Source organism: Zunongwangia sp. L-65 (assembly GCF_056859415.1).
This window is the reverse complement of sequence record NZ_JBSXOK010000047.1, coordinates 104,986-125,777: the sequence shown is the minus strand read 5'-3', so window position 1 is coordinate 125,777 and position 20,792 is coordinate 104,986. Positions and strand designations below refer to the sequence as shown.

Genomic DNA, 20,792 nt, shown 5'->3' with positions numbered 1-20,792 from the left:
TTAAATTTATGTGGGTTGTAATTCAAAAATGGTGATTTCTGGTCGTACATTAAATCGCATCTGGCGCAAACATCCCAAGGCACGGTTTATATAGAGCGTTCTCCCATCATAAAGATCGATAATCCCGGCATCGTAACGTTTATTTTCTACCGGTAAAATAGGAGCTCTTAAAAAAGGCGGTTTACATTGCCCGCCATGGGTATGGCCACTTAAAATCCAGCCTTGATAACTATTCCAAACATCCAGATCACAAACATCTGGATTATGACATAAGGCTATATTCGCAGTTTTGGGATTATAATTTTGGGTAGCATTTTCAGGGTGAAAATTAATACCCCAATAATCATCTATTCCCAGAAAATGGAGGCCGTTTAATTCTTTGGTTTCATTTCTTAAAATTTGGATGTCTCGGGAAGCCAATTGATCGATTATATTTTGGGCCACGTGCGCTTCTTTATAGTCTATACCATAATCGTGATTTCCTAAAATTCCAACACTTCCTAAATTTCCTGTAGGAAAATAGGGTATAACTTCAGCAAGCTGCTCCAGATTTTTTGGTTCTTCATAGGTTACAAAGTCACCGGTATAGACTACAAAATCCGGGTCTAATTGCTGGGCTCGTTTAAAGGAATCTATAATGTACTGATAATCGAAAAAATCACCTATATGTACATCACTAATCTGCATTAGGCTTTTCCCGTAAAGATGCTTAGGCAGATTTTTAACCGGCATTTTGTGCCGAACAAACTCTAACCAAAATGGCTCAACCTGCCAGGCATACAGCCCTGGAATTGCTGCAATTCCGCCTAAAATGGCGAGCCTTTTTAAAAACTTTTTTCGTCTCATTTAGTCTATTTGAAGATCGGTATTCAAATCTAAATCGATAATTTTTAAATGTATATCCCTAATTTATTCAGGCATTTAATCCAACTATTATCTAATTAGTAAATATAAACAAATGAAAAAAATATAGGCGTTATTTTCGATTCTTAGCTTGTTGGCCTGTAGCCGTGATGATGATGAAAATTTAGATTGTACTCCAGACATGCATTAGTGCTTTTTATGAGCAGAACCAGGGAATAGCTGTGGCAGAATTTATGCCAGCAAAATATGCTATCGATGATGGTGAGCATCTGGTTTTTGCTAATCCTTTTATTGCTGAGCAATGTGTGAATATTGCAGATGATGATTACAGAGAAAACATATTCTTTGAAATTACTCCAGATCTAAAGGAATTTTGGTTACGACGATGAAGAGCTTTAATCGATAAAAGTGCATTTTGAAGCTTTTGGTACCTGGATAAATAATAATGCAATAACTATTGAGGGTGGTTTGATTTCGGGAAAACGAGTCAGCTTATCTCCCTATCATATTTATATAGATCTTGTAAATTTAGAAGATATCAATTTTAAAAAGATCAATTTCGAATCTGATTTAGTAAAGCAGGCTGAAAATTAAAAATATTAAGTAAATCTAATTTTTGCAGCCAATTAATTCCTATTATTAAGATATGATAAATTGCTTTAACTTATATATTTAATCTTATTGTGGTGGTGATTTCTACCAGTAATGAGAACTAAAAGGTTTGGATGTCTCAAAAATTATAATTGTTTTCCCGATTTATTGATCAGATCAATAGTCCGGGATTTTATTAAAATCTATTTATAAGGATCGCCACTGGCGGCAGTAACAATACAGATAAGATGTAAAATAATTCCGGGAAAAATGAATAAGATATAGCCTATGGTCACAAATATTAGCCATAAAATTCCGACTAAGACTTCGCCTTTATAAATATGCCCAACACCAGGAAAGAAAATACTAAGTAAAATTGCTACTCCTGCACTCCATTTTGGATAATTATTAATAACGGTTACTGGTGCTTGGGATTGTTGTGGGACGTTTATTCTGCCAGTATCAAAACGTTCGCCGCAATGCCAGCATTTAATTGCTTCAGATTTTATAGTTTCTGCACAATAAGGGCATTTTTTGGTTTGGTAATCCATAAATTTTTTAATTAATGATTTTACGTTTGGGCGATGAATGCTTATTTGGTTATAGGTATTAGTTTTATTGATTTTGTTACATACTTTAATCATTAACGATTATAAACAGTTATTTACATAAATTAATTTTTTTTGCATTTTGTTTTCTACTTTATCTTTTCCTTTTTTTATGGCTGTTTAAAACATAATGCTCATGAGTTCCTTATATTTTAACTTTAAATGATACTATATTACCCATAAATCAAGTTTTCATTGGTTATTGAACAAATATTTTACAACTTTACGCTAAACTCTCTACTTATACTTATGAATAGCAAATTATATTTCCTGATTTTATTGATTTTCACGGCAATTTCTTTAAAAGCTCAGGAAACTCAATTTACTCATGCCGATACGCTTAGAGGAAGTATTACTCCTGAAAGAGCCTGGTGGGACGTGATGCGTTATGACATTTCAGTAACACCAGATTTTGATAAAAAATATACTTCAGGATTTAATAAGATCAGCTATAAAGTAGTTCAGCAAGACCATCCTAATTTTATGCAAATCGATCTTCAGCAACCTCTGGTGATCGATAGTATTATTTACGATAAAAAGCAATCCTTAAGTTTTAGTAGAGAAGGGGATGTGTATCACGTAAAAACGCCTGCTCAAAAAATAGAATCTGAGCATGAAGTAAAAATTTATTTTAGTGGAAAACCGCACGAGGCGATTCGAGCACCCTGGGATGGTGGATGGACTTTTGCCAAAGACGAAAAAGGCAGACCTTGGATGACGGTTACCTGTCAGGGCCTTGGTGCTTCTATCTGGTATCCCAATAAAGATCATCAAAGTGATGAGCCAGATCATGGAGCTTCCTTAACAATGCGAATACCAAAGGATTTAATGGCGGTGGCAAATGGCCGAATGCTAAATAAGACCGAACATAAAGATGGTACGGTTTCTTATAAGTGGGGTGTTGAAAATCCAATAAGCAATTATACCATTATACCGTATATAGGACATTATAAAAACTTCTCTGAAGTATACACCGGGATAAAAGGCGACTTAGACCTTAATTACTGGGTGTTGGATTATAATTTAGAGAAAGCCAAAGATTATATGCCGACTGAAGTTCATAATCTTTTAAATGCTTTTGAATATTGGTTTGGGCCTTATCCCTTCTATGAAGATGGTTATAAACTTGTAGAGACAGAACATACCGGGATGGAGCATCAATCTAATGTCTCTTACGGAAACTGGTATGCCGGTGGTTATCGCGGCAGGGATTTATCGGGTACTGGTCTTGGTTTAACCTGGGATTTTATCATTATCCATGAGAGTGGTCACGAGTGGTTCGGGAATAATATTACCACTAACGATCTGGCCGATATGTATATTCATGAGAGTTTTACCAATTATAGCGAAACCCTGTTCCTGGATTATGTGTATGGCGAAGAAGCTGCGAACGATTATAACTACGGTACAAGAGCAGGAATCAAAAATGACAAACCAATTATTCCTGCCTATGATGTTAATGCGCAGGGGAGTGGTGATATGTACCCAAAAGGCGGAAATATGCTGCACAGCATTCGGCATAGTATGGATGATGATAAATTATTCAAGAATGTTCTTACCGGTTTAAATATGACCTTTCATAACCAAACGGTAGACGGTTCAGAAATCCTGGAATATGTTTCAGAGAAATCAGGTTACGATTATTCTAAAGTTTTCGAGCAATATTTAACCACAACAAAAATTCCGAAACTTCAGCTATATATAGATGCACCGAATAGTAAAATGTTTTATAAATATACCAATATCGTAGATGGTTTTAATTTACCATTGGTGCTAAAAGGCGACGAGGAAAAAATAAAGATTATCCCTTCATCAGAATGGCAAAGTGTAGCTATTCAGCATAAAAACCAGTATTTATTTACACCCTGGAGGATAGAGCGAATGTATTATGTAGATGTAGAATTACTCGATAATCGGGATTAAATATTCAGATCCCGATCCCTATAGCTATAGGGGATCGGGATACCTCGAATTAAGAAATAATTTTCTGATAAATACCCAATGGGTTTGAACAGAAACAGGTAACTAAAAAATGTAAGAATAGATGTTTTCAAAAGAAACTTATGTAGCGCGAAGAGAGAGCTTAAAGAAAAAAGTGGGATCCGGACTCTTAATATTCCCTGGGAATAAGGAAACCGGAATGAATTATAAAGACAATTGGTATCCCTTTAGGCAGGATAGTACCTTTTTATATTACTTCGGAATGAACCTTCCCGATCTTTATGTACTTATCGATTTAGATAATGATAAAGAGATCCTTTTTGGAGATGACCTTACTCCTGAAGATTTTGTTTGGGTTGGAGCAGTAGAACCTTTATCGACGTATGCTGAAAAATCTGGTATTGCTGAAGTACAGCCAATGTCAAGATTGGAAGCTTATATTAAAAACGCACAGCAAAAAGCTCAGCCTTTGCATTATTTGCCTCCGTATAGAAATAAAGTAACGATCGAGATCAGTAATCTTACCGGAATTCCGGTGAACGAAGTTGAAGCTAAAAAGTCGACTGAATTTACCAAAGCAGTCATCGCACAACGTTCTATAAAGTCTGCTGAAGAAATTAAAGAAATTCATAAAGCGGTGAACATTACTGCGGCCATGCATCGACATGCGATTAAATGGACGAAGCACGGGGTAACCGAAAAACAAATTGCCGGGGAGTTACAGGCCATTGCTATTGCCGGTGGCGGAAATATCTCTTTTCCTATTATTTTAACTAAAAACGGCCAATACCTGCATAATCATGCTACACAGGCGGTAGTAGAAAACGGAGATATCGTTTTATGTGACTGTGGTGCTGAGACGGCTATGAATTATGCGGGAGATATGACACGTTCTTTTCCGGTAGCCGAACGATTTACAGCTATTCAGCGAGAAGTTTATTCGATCGTTTTAGATGCTCACGAAAGCGCAGCCGCAGCATTAAAACCCGGCTATCGTTTTAAAGATGCCCATTTATTGGCGTGTAGCCGAATTGTAGAAGGCTTAAAAGGTCTTGGTTTAATGAAGGGCGATACGCAGGAGGCTGTAAATGCCGGTGCACACACTTTATTTTTTCAATGTGGTTTAGGCCATTTTATGGGAATGGATGTTCACGATATGGAAAACTTTGGTGAGCAGTTAGTCGGGTATACCGATGATCTTGAAAAGAGTACTGAGTTTGGACTTAAATCTCTGCGATTAGGTAAAGCACTGGAAGAAGGGAATGTACTTACTGTAGAACCCGGAATTTATTTTAATCCGTTTTTAATCGATTCCTGGAAAGCACAGGGAAAATATACCGATTTTGTAAATTATGACGAAGTCGAAAAGTTTAAAAGCTTTGGTGGTATGCGTGTAGAAGAAGACTTTTTGATTACTGCAAACGGAAAAGAACTGCTGGGAGATCCCCTGGCAAAAACAATACAAGAAATAGAAGAACTTAAAAACTCATAACTATAGAAAATCTGAAAATGCTATGAACCACTTTCTCTCCTTTAAATTTCTCCACTATTTTAGCCTTTTGTTCATAGCATTTTCTTTTTCATTACAAGCACAGGAATATCCTGAGTGGCAGCGTTTAGACATTTTATCTGTAAATACCGAAGATCCAAGGGCTCATTTTCATATTTATGATTCAGAAGCTGATGCGTTGACCGGCGAATACCAAAAATCTGGAAACTATAAAAGTTTAAACGGAAGCTGGAAATTTCATTTTGCGGCGGTTCCTGAAAAAAGACCCGTAGATTTTTATAAAACTGATTACGATGTAAAAGATTGGGACGATATTGAAGTTCCTGGAGATTGGCAATTACAGGGATACGATTTTCCGTTATATGTGAGTTCAGGTTTCACCTTTAAAATTAATCCGCCATTTGTAGACGCTACCTATAATCCGGTAGGATCTTATAAAAGAACATTCGATTTACCAAAGTCGGAATTCGATAAAAATGAAGACTATTTTTTACATTTTGGAGCGGTAAACAGTGCATTTTATGTTTGGATAAACGGAGAGAAAGTCGGTTACAAAGAAGGAACTAAAACTCCGGCTGAGTTTAAGATTACCAAGTATTTAAAACAGGGAAAAAACAGTATTGCGGTTGAAGTATATCGATGGTCCTCTGCAAGTTATTTAGAAGATCAGGATTTTTGGCGATTAAGCGGCATCGAGCGCGATGTGTATATCTACAAAACTCCTAAATCCCGAATTAAAGACTTTTTTGTAACTCCCGGTTTGGATAAAAATTATGATAAGGGAATTTTGGACGGATATGCGGTTATTGATGCAGAAAGTTCTCGTAAAAATCTTCAGGTAAATTTAAAAATCTGGGATGATGGGAAGGTAATTTCAGAAATAACAACACCAATTGGTGAAGCTAAAAGCGATACACTAAAATTTCATATTTCAGATCTGGACATAAAACATTGGTCGGCCGAAAAACCAAATCTTTATTCCTTAACATTAAATCTTAATGATGCCGACAAAACGCTAATGGCTACTTCAGCAAATATTGGATTTAGGACTTCAGAAATTAAAGGCGGACAACTTTTGGTAAATGGGAAACCGATTTTACTTAAAGGAGTGAATAGACATGAGCATGACCAATACGCAGGCCACGTGATCTCGCATGAATCCATGCTTCAGGATATTAAACTTTTTAAAGAATATAACATCAATGCCGTTCGAAACTCGCATTATCCTGCCGATCCATATTGGTACGAGCTATGTGATAAATATGGCATTTATATGATAGACGAGGCGAATCTTGAAAGTCATGGCTTTGGTTATGATGAGGATAAAACCCCTGCAAATAAACCAGAGTTTGAGAAAATGCATCACGATCGTATCGCCAGAATGATGCAAACCAATAAAAATCATCCTTCGATCATTATCTGGTCTATGGGGAACGAGGCTGGCGATGGTCCGGCATTCATAAAAAATTATCACTGGTTAAAGAAAAACGACCCTAGCCGTCCCGTGCAATATGAGCGAGCCGAGCGTGGTAAAAGTTTCCAGGAACCACATACCGATATCATTCCCTGGATGTATGCCAGCGTTGATTATATAAAAAATAACTACCTGGGCAACTATCCGGATCGACCATTTATTTGGTGCGAATATGCGCATGGTATGGGGAACAGTACCGGTGATCTTGTAGATCTTTGGGATTTTGTATACGAAAATCCACAAATACAGGGCGGATTTATTTGGGACTGGGTCGACCAGGGATTTGTAAAAACTGATAAAAACGGTGAGGAATATTGGGCTTATGGCGGGGATTTTGGACCAGATCGCTATAGGCATGATGCTAATTTTGTGATTAACGGATTAGTAAATCCAGATCGTACACCACATCCTGCACTTTACGAAGTAAAAGATGTTTATCAAAATGTAGCTATTAAGTTAAAAGACAAGCAGGCAGGAAATTTCACCTTTGAAATTGAGAATCGTTTCTTTTTTACCAATTTAAATGAATACGAAATCTTTTATGATTTAATAAAAGACGGACAATTTGTTGAGGGTGGCGGTCCCACAACGATCGATCTGGCACCTCAGAAAAAAACATTCCAAATCCAGGCGTTTAAACTAGAAAAAGGAGCAGAGTATTTTATAAATTTCTATGTAAAAACTAAGAATATTGGTGCTGTACTTGCTAAGGGTTATGTAATTGCCAAAAATCAAATTCAGCTTCAGCAAGGTAGTGAGGTAAAACTACCGGTTGTAGCTTCAGAGAAGCTGAAAACAAAAAATAAGGGCAAAAATCTTATAATTTCGAATATCGATGTAGAGGTTGTTTTTGATAAGAAAACGGGCGTACTTTTAGCATATAGATTTAAAGGAAAAAACCTGATCAAGAAAGGACCACAACCAGATTTTTGGCGGGCACCAACAGATAATGACTTCGGAAACAACTTTCAGAAACGGGCAAGAGCCTGGAAAGAAGCAACGGATAATCCTAAATTAATGGATTTCACTTCTGAAAAAAAGGATGGATATGTTGAAGTAAAAACGAACTATCAGTTAGATTCGGTTTCTTCTAATCTCAACATTACCTATAAAATTTACGGAAACGGACGTATTGAAGTCGGTAATGATTTTCAATTCAACGGCGGTACAGAAAAGCTAACTTCCTTGCCGAGATTTGGTAACTCCATGGTACTTCCGTTAGCCTACGATAACGTAGAATGGTATGGTCGCGGGCCTTACGAAAATTATTGGGATCGTAAAACTTCTGCTTTTGTAGGGATTTATAATTCGAGTGTAGAGGATTTATACGTACCCTACATTCGCCCGCAGGAAAATGGCTATCGTACTGATAATCGCTGGGTAAAACTTACGGATAATGAAGGAAACGGAATAAAATTCAGCGGAATGCCTTTGATTTCTTTTAGTGCATTAAGAAATCCAGTTTCAGATTTTGATCCGGGTATGGAAAAAGCACAACGACATACCACCGATATCAAACCTAAAGATGCGATTTATCTAAATATCGATTATAAACAAATGGGTGTTGGTGGAGATAATAGTTGGGGCGCAAAAACCTGGGAAAAATACCAGCTCAAACCTAAAAATTATAGCTATACCTATTTTATAGAACCGATTTTTGAATGATCTTTTTTAGTCATTTCGAGCGTAATGCAATGAAGTCGAGAAATCTATTTGTGTGAAAGTAAAAATTGAGTACTGAGAAGTTAGATTGTATATCGTTTCGCTGTAAGCGAATAATAAGTAAACTAGAGATTTTTTGATGCATGTTGAATGTTAATTTTTTTCTGTCATTTCGAGCGTAATGCAATGAAGTCGAGAAATCTATTTGTGTGAAAGTAAAAATAGAGTATTGAGAAGTTAGATTGTATATCGTTTCGCTGTAAGCGAATAATAAGTAAACTAGAGATTTTTTGATACATGTTGAATATTAATTTTTTTCTGTCATTTCGAGCGTAATGCAATGAAGTCGAGAAATCTTTAAGGAGTTAGAGTATAGAAAAGAGATTCATGGTTTATGCTCAATGTTCTTTTGTCATTTCGACAGAAGCATAGCGTATTGGAGAAATCTCTTTTAAATAGGTGTATTAATGTTGGATTCATACAGAAAGCTGAATTTTGAGGGATGCTTTTAAAAATGCAGCATGGGATATCACGTTAGCTATTGGGAGAAACGGAATAACTAAATAAGCTAGAAAAACCTTAATGTATATAGATCCCTCCACTACGCCTGCCTGCCGGCGAGGCAGGGTCAGGATGATGTTAGTAAGAATCAATAAAGGTATGATTATTAAAAGCTGAAACCATGCGCTAATAATCACAAATCAATTATAAAAAAATGGCTAAAAATTACCTTTTAAGAATAGCGGTACTGTTTTTCTTTTCCTCCTCAATAATTGCGCAGGAAGACCCTGAACTTTTAAGCTTAGAGCGTATTTATTCTTCATCAGAATTTAGTAGCGATTACCAGCGCCCTATTTTCTGGATAGAAAACGGAGATGCTTTTGTAAGTATCGAAAAAGATGATTCGGGTAATGATGAGCTTACTCGTTACATGAGTAAAAATCATCAATCAAATACATACCTGGCGGCTCAACATCTTGCTGTAAATGGTAAAAACCTGGCAATAGAGGATTTTTCGTTATCCCCCGATGGTAGCAAGGTACTTATTTTTACCAATTCCAGTCGGGTGTGGCGTTCCAATACCAAAGGTGATTTTTGGGTTTATGATTTTGATACCAAAGAATTAAAACAATTAGGAAAAGATTTTCCATCCTCATCGTTGATGTTTGCTAAATTTTCTGAAGATAATCAGTTTGTGGCCTATGTACAAGATTTCAATATTTATAAAGAAAATTTTAAAACGGGGGAAATTACTCAGTTAACTAAAGATGGTACCGGAGATATTATCAATGGAACTTTTGATTGGGTGTATGAAGAAGAATTTGGAATGCGCGATGGGTTTACTTGGAGCCCCGATGCTTCCAAAATTGCATTTTGGCAATTGGATGCTTCAGACATTGGTACTTTTTACATGATTAATTATACAGATTCGGTATATTCACAATCCATTGCACTTCAGTATCCAAAAGCGGGATACAATCCTTCTTCAGCAAAAGTCGGAATTGTAGATACAAAAACTTCCGAAATAAAATGGATTCCGATGCCGGGTGATCCTGTTCAGCATTATTTACCGGCAATGCAATGGCTTAGTGAAGATTTACTACTTATTCAGCAAATGAATAGGAAACAAAACCAACTCAATATTTTCACTTATAAGCCTTCAACAGCAGAATTGAAAAAAGTCTATACAGAAACTGAAGATACCTGGGTGGATTTACGTTACCCAGACATTTCATCTAATCAATGGGGGAATAATGATCAGTTAATCGTAGATAATGGAAAGGCATTTTTACGAATGACGGAAAATGATGGTTGGCGTCATATTTACAAAGTGGATTTAGCATCTGGCGAGAAAACAATATTAACGCCAGGTGATTATGATGTAGCGACCTATTATCAAACCGATGATAAAAATTTATATATCGTAGCCTCACCAGATAATGCCACGCAGCGCTATTTATACCGTGTGCCTTTAAATGGAAGCGGAAAGTTAACCAGAATAACTCCGCAGCAATTCAAAGGCGTAAATACCTACGATGTTTCGCCTAACGGAAAATATGCCATTCATAATTTCACTAATGTGAGCACACCAAATACAGTTAGTTTGGTGAGCCTGCCAAAGCATAAATCAGTAGAAACGTTAGTAGATAATGAACGATTAAAAAGTAAACTAGCTTCTTTAGCGTTGCCGGAAACGACTTTTTTTAACGTAACTACTGATAACGGTATCCAAATGGATGCTAGAATGACCAAACCTTTAAATTTTGATGCAAGGAAAAAATATTCTGTTCTTTTTCATGTGTATGGTGAGCCCTGGGGCGTTGTTGCCACCGATCAATGGGTTGGATTATATGAATTATTTATGGCGCAGCAAGGATTTGTGGTGATAAGTATAGATAATCGAGGAACACCAACGTTAAAAGGTAGCGATTGGCGAAAAAGTATTTATCAAAAGGTGGGAGTGATTAATACGAACGATCAGGCTGCAGCAGCAAAAAAAGTATTGGCAACTTATGATTTCTTAGATAGAGACCGAGTAAATGTTTGGGGATGGAGTGGTGGAGGCTCCATGACGCAAAATTTATTGTTTAGATATCCTGATGTGTACCAAACAGGTGTTGCGGTTGCCGGTGTTGCAAATCAGTTATTCTACGATAATATTTACCAGGAGCGTTATATGGGATTGTCCAGTGAAGATAAAGAGAAGTTTATCGAAGGTTCGCCGGTAACCTATGCGAAAAATCTGGAAGGAAACTTATTGCTAATCCATGGTACTGGCGATGACAATGTACATTATCAGAACATGGAGTATTTAGTAAACGAACTAATAAGACATAATAAGCAATTTGATATGATGGCGTATCCAAACCGATCTCATGCCATTTATGAAGGGAAGAATACTTCTATCCATTTATATACGTTGATCACCAACTATTTTTTGGAGCATAATAACATGTAATCAGGATTTAAATAGTAATAATTAATCGGTTTGCTGCCTGTACTGTGTAGGTGTAATCCCTTTTAGTTCTTTAAATTTTCGATTAAAATTAGCGATATTCTGAAATCCGCAAAGTTCAGAGATCGCTGAAATCGATAAGTCATGATCTTTATAGAGTAATTTGCAGGCATGTTCTATCCTTATTTCTATTAGAAACTGAAAAAAAGTTTTGTTGGTTCGTTTTTTAAAATATCGGCAAAAGGCATTTTTACTCATAAAAGCGATATCAGCGATATCGTCTAAAGATATATTTTCCTGAAAGTTATCCATGGCGTATTGAAAAACATCGTTCATTCGTTTTCCTTCATCTTCGGTATATTTTTTCTGATAAACAAAAGAGGATAGCGGCTGTCTTTCAGCATGTGTAAGTTCGTTTAGCAGTAATAATAAAGTGGCAACCCTTTCAATTTTACTTTGTCTTTTCAGGTTATTAAAAAGATGAAATTTCTTCTCATCAGCTTTAATTTTCATTCCGTATTCAGACTCATCAAAAAACTTCTGGATTCCGCTAAGATCAGTTAGGTTAAAGAATTCTTTTCCAAAAGACTTTTTTGTAAAAAACAGGGTATACATTATAGAATTTGGATGCGCTTCAGCATCACTTCTAAAAACATGGGGAATGTTTTCTCCAATAATAAGAATATCGTGGGGCTGATATTCGTTAATGCTATCCCCTAAGATTAGAGATCCGCTACCTTCCATAATGTAGCTAATTTGAATCTCTTCGTGTTGATGAAGTTTATCATAAAATACAATTTCATGATCTTCCTGGTAAACCAAGGCTTCCTTCTCTGGCTTAGGGATTTTAAAGGGCAGAACTTTCATTTGGCTTTAGTTTTTGTAAATATTATTAAAAAAAACTGGATTAGTCAATTTATATGATAATATAGTATCAGGTTTAGTTAATCACTACAAATTGAAAGCGATCTAATGCATATATTTTTGTTAAAAAATTAAACACATGGCAATAAAATGGGAAGGGGTAATGCCCGCAGTAACCACTAAATTCACAAAGGATGACGAACTGGATTTAGTAACCTTTGAAAAGAATATTAACGCACAACTGGAAGCAGGTGTAAACGGAATCATCTTAGGAGGAACTTTGGGTGAAGCTAGTACTCTTACACCGGCAGAAAAGGAAACGCTTGTAAAGAAAACTTTAGAAATTACAGCAGGACAAGTGCCGGTAATCATTAATATTGCCGAGCAGTCTACCAAGGAAGCCATTCAGGTCGCTAAAAATGCTGAAGCCTGGGGAGCGCAGGGATTAATGTTATTACCACCAATGCGTTACAAAGCTACAGACTACGAGACTGTAGTGTATTTTAAAGAGATCGCTAAAAACACATCTTTACCGATTATGATCTATAATAACCCTGTGGATTATAAGATCGAAGTCACTATCGACATGTTTGAAGAGCTTCTAGCAGATTGTCCAAACATTGAAGCCGTAAAAGAATCTACTCGTGATATTAGTAATGTAACACGTTTAAAAAACAAATTTGGTGACCGTATTAAAATCTTATGTGGTGTAGATACATTAGCTTTAGAAAGCATGGTTGCAGGCGCAGATGGTTGGGTAGCAGGCCTCGTTGCTGCTTATCCGGCAGAAACCGTAGCTATCTATAAGCTTGTAAAATCTGGTGATATTGCGGAAGCTTTAAGAATCTATAGATGGTTTATGCCATTACTGGAACTGGATATTTCTCCACAATTAGTACAAAACATAAAATTAGCGGAAGTGGCCACTGGTTTAGGAACCGAGTACGTGCGCGCTCCAAGATTAGTTTTACAGGGAGCAGAAAGAGAAAGAGTGCAGGGAGTAATTGACGCTGCAATGGCTGTAAGACCAGATTTAGTAGAATACAAATCTTTATAAATTAAGAAAAAAAGAAAGCATGATTACAGGAAAAAATTATATTGGTGAGGAGCTTTCCAGTAAAGGTGAAGTAACCTTTAAAACTTTTGATCCAAAAGAAAATAAAGAAACGGCCGCTATTTTTTATGAAGCTACACCCGATGAGGTTGATGCTGCTGTAGAAAAAGCGGCAGCCGCTTTTAAAGTATATAAGCAAAAACCTGATGCTGATAAAGCCGAATTTTTAGAGGCAATTGCTGAAGAACTTGAAGCAAATGCTGAAGCTTTAAAACAAATTTACAGAGTAGAATCCGGTTTGCCAGAAGGACGTTCTAATGGCGAATTAGCACGTACTGCCGGACAGTTAAGAGCTTTTGCAGAGATGCTTAAAGAAGGTAGTTGGGTAGAGGCGATAATTAGCAATCCCGAAGGAAAACCTGATATTCGAAGAATGCAGGTACCTTTTGGACCCGTTGCGGTTTTTGGAGCGAGTAATTTCCCCTTTGCGTTTTCTACAGCAGGAGGAGATACCGCTAGCGCATTAGCATCAGGTTCTCCGGTTGTCGTAAAATCACACCCCTTACATGCAGGTACGGGAGAATTGGTTTCTGAAGCAATTATAAAAGCGGCTAAGAGAACAGGAATGCCAGATGGTGTGTTTTCTAACTTAAATAGCAAAGGGATTGAAGTTGGAGAATGGCTGGTAAAACATCCAAAAATTAAAGCGGTTGGATTTACCGGAAGTTATAAAGCGGGTACTGCACTTTGTAAATTAGCTGCAGATCGTGCTGAACCTATACCGGTGTATGCAGAAATGGGAAGTATTAATCCCGTTTTGGCTTTACCTTCAGCCTTAGAAGAAAAAGCTGATTTTTGGGCTGAGCAATATGCAGGTTCTATAACCGCTGGATGTGGCCAGTTTTGTACAAATCCAGGATTAATTTTGGGAATAGAGAGTACAGACTTAAATAATTTTGTTGAAAAATTAGGAAAGAATTTATCGAATCTTGCACCTTCAGTGATGCTTAGCCCCGGAATCCAACATCAATATGAGGCTTCAAAAACGGAAGTTTTAGAGCAAGAAGGCTATTCTGAAGTTAGCAAGTATAATGGCGATCTTCAGCCAAATTTTGGCAGACAGCAAGTAATCACGGTTTCTGGTGCAAATTTCCTTCAGAATAAAAACTTCCATAAAGAAGTATTCGGTCCATTTTCAGTAGTGGTAAAATGTAAAGATAAAACCGAGTTAGGTGAAGTGCTTGAGCAACTAGAAGGGCAATTAACCGGTACAGTATTAAACTCCGAAGAAAAAGAACTAAGTGAATTTGCGACGATTATCGATACTTTAACCGATACGGTAGGCAGAATTATTTACAACAGTGTGCCAACAGGTGTAGAGGTTTGTGCGGCGATGACGCATGGCGGACCATTCCCGGCAACCTCTAATGTCAAATTCACTTCAGTAGGATTAACAGCGGTACAACGATGGGTACGCCCGGTTTCTTTTCAGGACTGGCCTCAGGCATTGCTACCACAGGCCTTAAAAGATGAAAATTCTTTAGGAATTTTACGTAATATCAATAATAAGTACACAACAGATAGCTTATAGACTTTAATGGCAAGAAAAACTTTTTTTTGTGTTGATGCCCATACTTGTGGGAATCCGGTAAGAGTGGTTGCAGGTGGCGGCCCTTTTATCGAAGGAAAAAACATGAGTGAAAAGCGTCAAAATTTTATGCGGGAATACGATTGGATTCGCCGTGGTTTAATGTTTGAACCACGCGGCCACGATATGATGAGCGGAAGCATTTTGTTTCCGCCTTCAGATCCCCAAAATGATTGCGGAATTCTTTTTATTGAAACCAGCGGATGCCTGCCAATGTGTGGGCATGGTACTATTGGTACGGTCACTGTTGCGATTGAAGAAGGCCTGGTTTCTCCTAAAAAACCAGGAACGCTTAGGCTGGAAACCCCCGCCGGACTCGTGAAAGTGAGTTACGTTCAGGAAGGAAAAAAAGTAAGGTCGGTTAAAATCGTGAATATAAAATCTTATTTGGCAAAAGAAAATATTACGGTGCATAGCAATGTTCTGGGTGAGTTAAAGGTAGATGTTGCTTACGGTGGTAATTTTTACGCTATTGTAGAGGTTCAGGATAACTTTAAAGGTTTGGAGCATTATCAGGCCAGTGAATTGATTACGTGGAGCAGGGAGTTGAGAAGCAAATTAAACGAAGCACATCAATTTATTCATCCGGAAGATCCAACAATTTTTGGTTTAAGCCATATCCAATGGACGGGGGCTGTGATGGATGAAACCTCTACTGCACGTAATGCTGTTTTTTACGGAGATAAAGCTATAGACCGTTCTCCTTGTGGTACCGGGACATCTGCAAGAATGGCGCAGTGGTATGCCAAAGGAAAACTAAAAAAAGGCGATCAATTTGTGCATGAAAGTATAATTGGTAGTAAATTTATTGGCAGAATAGAAGAGGAAACAGAATTAGGTGATAAAAAGGCGATTATACCGAGTATAGAGGGTTGGGCAATGGTAACTGGTTATAATAATATAGTTATCGATGATGAGGATCCTTATGCTCACGGATTTCAGGTACTTTAAATTTTAATCTATGAAAAAAGTTGCAATTATTGGAGGAGGAATTACGGGCTTATGTTCTGCTTATTACCTGGTTAAGGCCGGCTACGAGGTAACAATCGTAGATAAGGGTAATATCACAAAAGGAGCCTCTTTTATTAACGCCGGTTATGTAACTCCCAGTCATTTTGTACCGCTCGCAGAACCTGGTATGATTAATCAGGGAATTAAATGGATGTTCAATAATTCCAGTCCGTTTTACATAAAACCACGATGGGATATAGATTTCTTTAAATGGTCCTGGTATTTCAAAAAATCTTCAACCAAACAAAAAGTAGCCAAAGCTATTCCTGTGCTTAAGGAATTAAACGAAAAAAGTAAAGAACTTTACGAGGAGATGTTAGAATCTTTGGATTTTGAATTTCACATAGAGCGTAAAGGTCTGCTTATGGTTTATAAAAGTGCTAAGAATGAAGAACATGAAACTAAGCTTGCCGAAAAAGGAAAAGACTTAGGCTTAGATGTTAGTGTTTTAGATAAAAAAGCACTGCATGATTTAGAGCCCCAGTTTAGTGAGGATGTTATTGGTGGTGTACATTATGAATGTGATGCCCACAGTACTCCAAATCTTTTTATGAAAAACCTGAAGCAATGGTTAGAAAATAACGGTGTTCGGTTTGTTTTAGAGGAAGCGGTTACCGGTTTAGAAGTAGATGGAAAGACTATAAAAGCAATGCATACCAGTAAAAACAGCATCGAGGCAGACGAATTTATTATGGCAGCTGGAAGCTGGACTTTTCCTTTAGCTAAAAAATTAGGTCTGAATATACCTATCCAACCCGGTAAAGGCTATAGTATGAGCATCACCAGAGAAACCAATATTAATTTACCGGCTATACTTACTGAAGCAAAAGTAGCAGTTACCCCAATGAAAGGTTTTACAAGATTTGCTGGTACCATGGAATTATCGGGCGATAATAATATTATTTTACCCACTAGGGTAGAAGCCATAGCTAAAGCAGCTTCTAATTATTATTCAGGTTTTACCTTAACCCCTGAAGAGAAACAATCGGCCACCAGCGGATTACGACCGGTATCCCCGGATGGCTTACCATTTATTGGAAAATCTTCAAAATTCAAAAATTTGAATGTTGCTGCAGGTCATGCGATGATGGGATGGAGTCTTGGCCCGATTACTGGAAAACTAATTTCAGAAATTGTAGAAGGCAATCACACTTCAGTGTTATTAGAACCATTTGATTTGGAACGATTTTAGAAAAAAAATCTGTTTCAAATATTTATATAAGTTTTTGAGACTGTCACTTTTATAGTGATAGTCTTTTTTTTTGCTATGATTTTTCTGAGATCTGGATTTTGATATTATATGTAAAGATTATTCATAAATTACGTTAGATCTGATTGATAGATTTTGGGTATCTGCCATGGTATCATCTGTTTAACTTTTACCAAAAAGCAGCCATTAAATATTCTATTTCAAAAAAGGAAATACTCATCATTCTTTCTATAAAAATTTTAGAATAATACTTGTTAATATAGTATTATATAAAGCTAATTTTTTCACAAAAGGCTCCTTAATCTAATTGTAAGTTTATCCTCTAAATTTTAATGTTTATCCAGTTTTAATGGATTAAAATCAATCAAAACTCACAAAAATTTCAGTTATGATGAAAAAATTATGTTTTTATGTGGGAAAATTAAATGTTAAGAAAATGCAATATTCATTGCTTTTTTTAATGCTATTTTTTTCTCAGCTAAGTATTGCTCAATCACAATTTGAGGGTACGGTAATAGATGAAGGAGGTGTACCCATTCCAGGTGTTTCGGTAAAAGAAAAAAATACGGGTAATGGGACCGTTACAGATTTTGATGGTGCATTTTCTATCTCCACTAATTCGGATGATGCTATACTGATATTTTCATTCGTAGGATATAAAACTAAGGAGTTAAACACAAGCGGTCTAAGTGGTAATCTAAGTGTGACTTTAGAAGAAGATCTACAAGCCCTGGAAGAGGTTGTTTTAATTGGCTATGGAAAACAGGATAGAAGCCAGGTGACCAGTGCTGTTGCCAGTGTTTCTGAAAAAGATTTTAATCCTGGAAAAATACAGGATGCGGCTGAACTCGTTAAAGGTAAAGTAGCCGGTTTAGTGGTGACTAATAGTTCCGGAAATCCTAATGATGAATCTAATATTATGCTACGTGGGGTCACTACTTTAAATGGTAGTACAAAACCGCTTATTTTAATAGACGGAGTTCCTGGAGATTTGACAATGGTCGCTCCAGAAAATATTTCTTCGGTAGATGTACTAAAGGATGCCAGTGCAGCCGCTATTTATGGGACTCGTGGTGCTAATGGAGTTATTCTTATTAGTACAAAATCAGGAAGTTTTGATCGCAAAACCAGTGTAGTATATGATGCCTTTGTGTCTGTATCAGATTTTTATAAGGAAGCTGATTTTATGACTCCACAGGATATTCGGGATGGATTAACATCTTTTAGTGATGGAGGTTTCGAAACAGATTGGTTAGATGCGATTTCGCAAACAGGATTTATGCATAATCATGCTCTTACTATTAATGGAGGATCAGAACTAACATCTTATTCAGGAAATATTTCCTATAGAAAAGAAGATGGAACTATTAAAAAATCGAATAATGATCAATTAAGATTACAACTAAATTTAGAGCAATATCTTTTAAAAGATATTTTGAAAGTTGGTTTTAAAATCTTTTCTGAGCAGCGTAAAAGAACGCCTAATAATATTGAGGATAATGGGATTAGCAATATTTATCGCCAGGCAGTTATTCGTAATCCAACTTCCCCCATTTATGGTGAAGACGGAGATTATTTCGAAGAATTTGGACGATATCAATATTTTAATCCGGTTGCTATGAATAATGAGCTGATTGGGGAACGTGAGTTACGACGAACTAATATTACCGGTAATATTACTTTCGAACCAATAAAAAACTGGGTAACCAATCTTTTAATTGCAAAAAACCTTTCGGCTACAGATATTTCTACCTACACTACTTCCAGATATTATTCATCTAAAACTACTGGATTTAGTGGTAGTGCTTATAAAAGTTATGAGAAAAAAGAGGACAAATTTTTAGAACTTACTACTAATTACGAATTCGATATTAATACTGTTCATCGTTTTAATGCATTAGCAGGATATAGTTATAATTACTTTAGCAATAGTAATTTTTATGCCAGTAATTCAGATTTTCCTACAGATGGCTATCTATATAATAATATAGGAGTTGGTGCCAGGCTGAATGAAGGAAATGCCGGTATGGGTAGTGGAAAGTATGACTCTCGCTTAATAGGGTTTTTTGGAAGAATTCAATATGGTTATGAAAATCGATTTAATCTGCTTGCCAGTATACGTAGAGAAGGTTCTTCCCAGTTTGGAGACAACCATAAATGGGGACTTTTTCCTTCAGTATCGGCTGGTTGGACGCTTAGTAATGAAGCATTTTTGGAATCGGCTAGTTGGATCAATAATTTAAAACTTAGAGCAGGTTATGGAGTAACGGGGCAGCGACCTAATGCTAATTATCTTTCCTTAACCACCTATAATTATGATAGCAATTACGGAAATTTTGTAAATGAGGACGGACAATGGGTAGCTGGTTTAATGGTAACCCAAAATCCTAATCCAGATTTGAAATGGGAACGAACTTCTGAAGTTAACATTGGACTTGATTTTTCATTCTTTAATAGTCGTTTAGGGGGTTCCTTAGATGTATACAGAAAAGACACAGATGATTTGTTATACTCATATAATGTGCCTTTACCCCCAAACATCTACGGTCAAACACTGGCCAACGTAGGTTCGATTAGAAACCAGGGTTTTGAGCTAATGATTAATGCCCTTCCTGTAAGCAATGACGATTTTTCATGGGAAACTACGGTTACGCTAACACATAATGATAATGAACTTTTAAGCTTGTCTAATGATTTATATGAAACAGAAGATTATTTGGATGTGGCCTATGCAGGTGATCCGATTAATGTTCCTACCCATAGAGTTGAAGTAGGGCAGGCCATAGGAAATTTCTGGGGATTAAAATCGGTAGGAGTGACGGAAAATGGACTATTCCTGGTAGAAGATCCAAATACCGGTGAGGCTATTCCCTATTCCACAAGTCTTAACACTAACGATTATCGCCAGTATCTAGGTAATGGATTCCCTACTGTTTATATGGGATGGACCAATACATTACGATATAAAAACTTCGATTTAACCGCCTTAATTAGCGGGCAGTTTGGTTTTGATATTTTAAATACGCAACGTATGTTTTACGAAAATAATTCAATTCAATATAATCGTTTAAAATCTGCGGCAGACCCCGTTTATGGAGAACGTCCATTATCTGGAGCCCAAGCGCAGGCCTTTGTTAGCCATTATTTAGAGAAAGGGGATTTTGTAAAACTGGATAATATCACTTTAGGGTATAATTTTAAAATTGAAAAAATATCAAATTATATTTCTGATGTACGGGTGTATTGTTCTGCCAAAAACTTTTTAACTATTACTAATTATAGCGGAATGGATCCTGAATTAGCTAATAGAGACTTTTATGCCGCCGGGAACGACTTTAGGGATAAATATCCTACCATCAAATCTTTCACCATTGGTACCAGATTAAACTTTTAAAACTA

14 protein-coding genes are annotated in these 20,792 nt (G+C 36.6%); 11 read left to right on the top strand and 3 right to left on the bottom strand.

What is annotated here, in order from left to right; translation table 11 throughout:
* Positions 1-6 precede the first annotated feature (6 nt).
* Positions 7-846, bottom strand: a complete 840-nt coding sequence (locus AC13DP_RS05925; protein WP_339813941.1) for a metallophosphoesterase — start codon at positions 844-846, stop codon at positions 7-9.
* A gap of 239 nt (positions 847-1,085) precedes the next feature.
* Between AC13DP_RS05925 and AC13DP_RS05920 the strand changes: the two genes are divergently transcribed.
* Together AC13DP_RS05920 and AC13DP_RS05915 are read left to right on the top strand one after the other, a co-directional pair.
* A complete protein-coding gene (locus tag AC13DP_RS05920) occupies positions 1,086-1,253 on the top strand; it encodes a hypothetical protein (protein ID WP_339813943.1) in 168 nt (55 codons plus the stop codon).
* 19 nt (positions 1,254-1,272) lie between these two features.
* Entirely contained in the window at positions 1,273-1,458 is a 186-nt protein-coding gene (locus AC13DP_RS05915) for a hypothetical protein (protein ID WP_483067439.1), read from the top strand.
* A gap of 200 nt (positions 1,459-1,658) precedes the next feature.
* Here AC13DP_RS05915 and AC13DP_RS05910 read toward each other — a convergent pair whose 3' ends face one another.
* The gene (locus AC13DP_RS05910) at positions 1,659-2,099 is read right to left on the bottom strand and encodes a zinc ribbon domain-containing protein (RefSeq protein WP_339813945.1); all 441 of its coding nucleotides are present in this window, start codon (positions 2,097-2,099) and stop codon (positions 1,659-1,661) included.
* Positions 2,100-2,312: 213 nt separating this feature from the next.
* Here AC13DP_RS05910 and AC13DP_RS05905 point away from each other — a divergent pair, with 213 nt between their 5' ends.
* The 4 genes from AC13DP_RS05905 (at position 2,313) to AC13DP_RS05890 (ending at position 11,609) form a co-directional block, all read left to right on the top strand.
* Positions 2,313-3,986: a M1 family metallopeptidase gene (locus AC13DP_RS05905; protein ID WP_347407621.1), complete on the top strand. Its 1,674-nt coding sequence runs from the start codon at positions 2,313-2,315 to the stop codon at positions 3,984-3,986.
* Between the two features lie 121 nt (positions 3,987-4,107).
* A complete protein-coding gene (locus AC13DP_RS05900; RefSeq protein ID WP_347407622.1) occupies positions 4,108-5,496 on the top strand; it encodes an aminopeptidase P family protein in 1,389 nt (462 codons plus the stop codon).
* 67 nt (positions 5,497-5,563) lie between these two features.
* On the top strand, positions 5,564-8,653 hold the full coding sequence (lacZ, locus tag AC13DP_RS05895; protein ID WP_347407623.1) for a beta-galactosidase, LacZ type: 3,090 nt from the start codon (positions 5,564-5,566) through the stop codon (positions 8,651-8,653).
* 712 nt (positions 8,654-9,365) lie between these two features.
* On the top strand, positions 9,366-11,609 hold the full coding sequence (locus AC13DP_RS05890) for a S9 family peptidase (protein ID WP_483067438.1): 2,244 nt from the start codon (positions 9,366-9,368) through the stop codon (positions 11,607-11,609).
* 21 nt (positions 11,610-11,630) lie between these two features.
* Here AC13DP_RS05890 and AC13DP_RS05885 read toward each other — a convergent pair whose 3' ends face one another.
* Positions 11,631-12,473: a helix-turn-helix domain-containing protein gene (locus AC13DP_RS05885; RefSeq protein WP_013070874.1), complete on the bottom strand. Its 843-nt coding sequence runs from the start codon at positions 12,471-12,473 to the stop codon at positions 11,631-11,633.
* Between the two features lie 136 nt (positions 12,474-12,609).
* Between AC13DP_RS05885 and AC13DP_RS05880 the strand changes: the two genes are divergently transcribed.
* From AC13DP_RS05880 to AC13DP_RS05860, 5 genes are all read left to right on the top strand, one after another.
* The gene (locus tag AC13DP_RS05880) at positions 12,610-13,527 is read left to right on the top strand and encodes a dihydrodipicolinate synthase family protein (protein WP_483067437.1); all 918 of its coding nucleotides are present in this window, start codon (positions 12,610-12,612) and stop codon (positions 13,525-13,527) included.
* Positions 13,528-13,546: 19 nt separating this feature from the next.
* Positions 13,547-15,115: an aldehyde dehydrogenase (NADP(+)) gene (locus AC13DP_RS05875; protein ID WP_483067436.1), complete on the top strand. Its 1,569-nt coding sequence runs from the start codon at positions 13,547-13,549 to the stop codon at positions 15,113-15,115.
* 6 nt (positions 15,116-15,121) lie between these two features.
* Positions 15,122-16,123, top strand: coding sequence for a 4-hydroxyproline epimerase (locus AC13DP_RS05870; protein ID WP_228251363.1), 1,002 nt, complete (start codon positions 15,122-15,124; stop codon positions 16,121-16,123).
* Positions 16,124-16,133: 10 nt separating this feature from the next.
* On the top strand, positions 16,134-17,375 hold the full coding sequence (locus AC13DP_RS05865; protein ID WP_228251364.1) for an NAD(P)/FAD-dependent oxidoreductase: 1,242 nt from the start codon (positions 16,134-16,136) through the stop codon (positions 17,373-17,375).
* Positions 17,376-17,781: 406 nt separating this feature from the next.
* Positions 17,782-20,787 carry a SusC/RagA family TonB-linked outer membrane protein gene (locus AC13DP_RS05860; RefSeq protein WP_483067435.1) on the top strand — a complete coding sequence of 1,002 codons (3,006 nt, stop codon included), beginning with the start codon at positions 17,782-17,784 and terminating at the stop codon, positions 20,785-20,787.
* Positions 20,788-20,792: the final 5 nt, after the last annotated feature.

Bases quoted from the DNA above. Each gene is read 5' to 3' on its own strand.
- AC13DP_RS05875 (WP_483067436.1), top strand. From the start codon at position 13,547: ATGATTACAGGAAAAAATTATATTGGTGAGGAGCTTTCCAGTAAAGGT.
- AC13DP_RS05860 (WP_483067435.1), top strand. From the start codon at position 17,782: ATGATGAAAAAATTATGTTTTTATGTGGGAAAATTAAATGTTAAGAAA.
- AC13DP_RS05925 (WP_339813941.1), bottom strand. From the start codon at position 846: ATGAGACGAAAAAAGTTTTTAAAAAGGCTCGCCATTTTAGGCGGAATT.
- AC13DP_RS05900 (WP_347407622.1), top strand. From the start codon at position 4,108: ATGTTTTCAAAAGAAACTTATGTAGCGCGAAGAGAGAGCTTAAAGAAA.
- AC13DP_RS05865 (WP_228251364.1), top strand. From the start codon at position 16,134: ATGAAAAAAGTTGCAATTATTGGAGGAGGAATTACGGGCTTATGTTCT.
- AC13DP_RS05880 (WP_483067437.1), top strand. From the start codon at position 12,610: ATGGCAATAAAATGGGAAGGGGTAATGCCCGCAGTAACCACTAAATTC.
- AC13DP_RS05890 (WP_483067438.1), top strand. From the start codon at position 9,366: ATGGCTAAAAATTACCTTTTAAGAATAGCGGTACTGTTTTTCTTTTCC.
- AC13DP_RS05870 (WP_228251363.1), top strand. From the start codon at position 15,122: ATGGCAAGAAAAACTTTTTTTTGTGTTGATGCCCATACTTGTGGGAAT.
- AC13DP_RS05885 (WP_013070874.1), bottom strand. From the start codon at position 12,473: ATGAAAGTTCTGCCCTTTAAAATCCCTAAGCCAGAGAAGGAAGCCTTG.
- AC13DP_RS05905 (WP_347407621.1), top strand. From the start codon at position 2,313: ATGAATAGCAAATTATATTTCCTGATTTTATTGATTTTCACGGCAATT.
- AC13DP_RS05910 (WP_339813945.1), bottom strand. From the start codon at position 2,099: ATGATTAAAGTATGTAACAAAATCAATAAAACTAATACCTATAACCAA.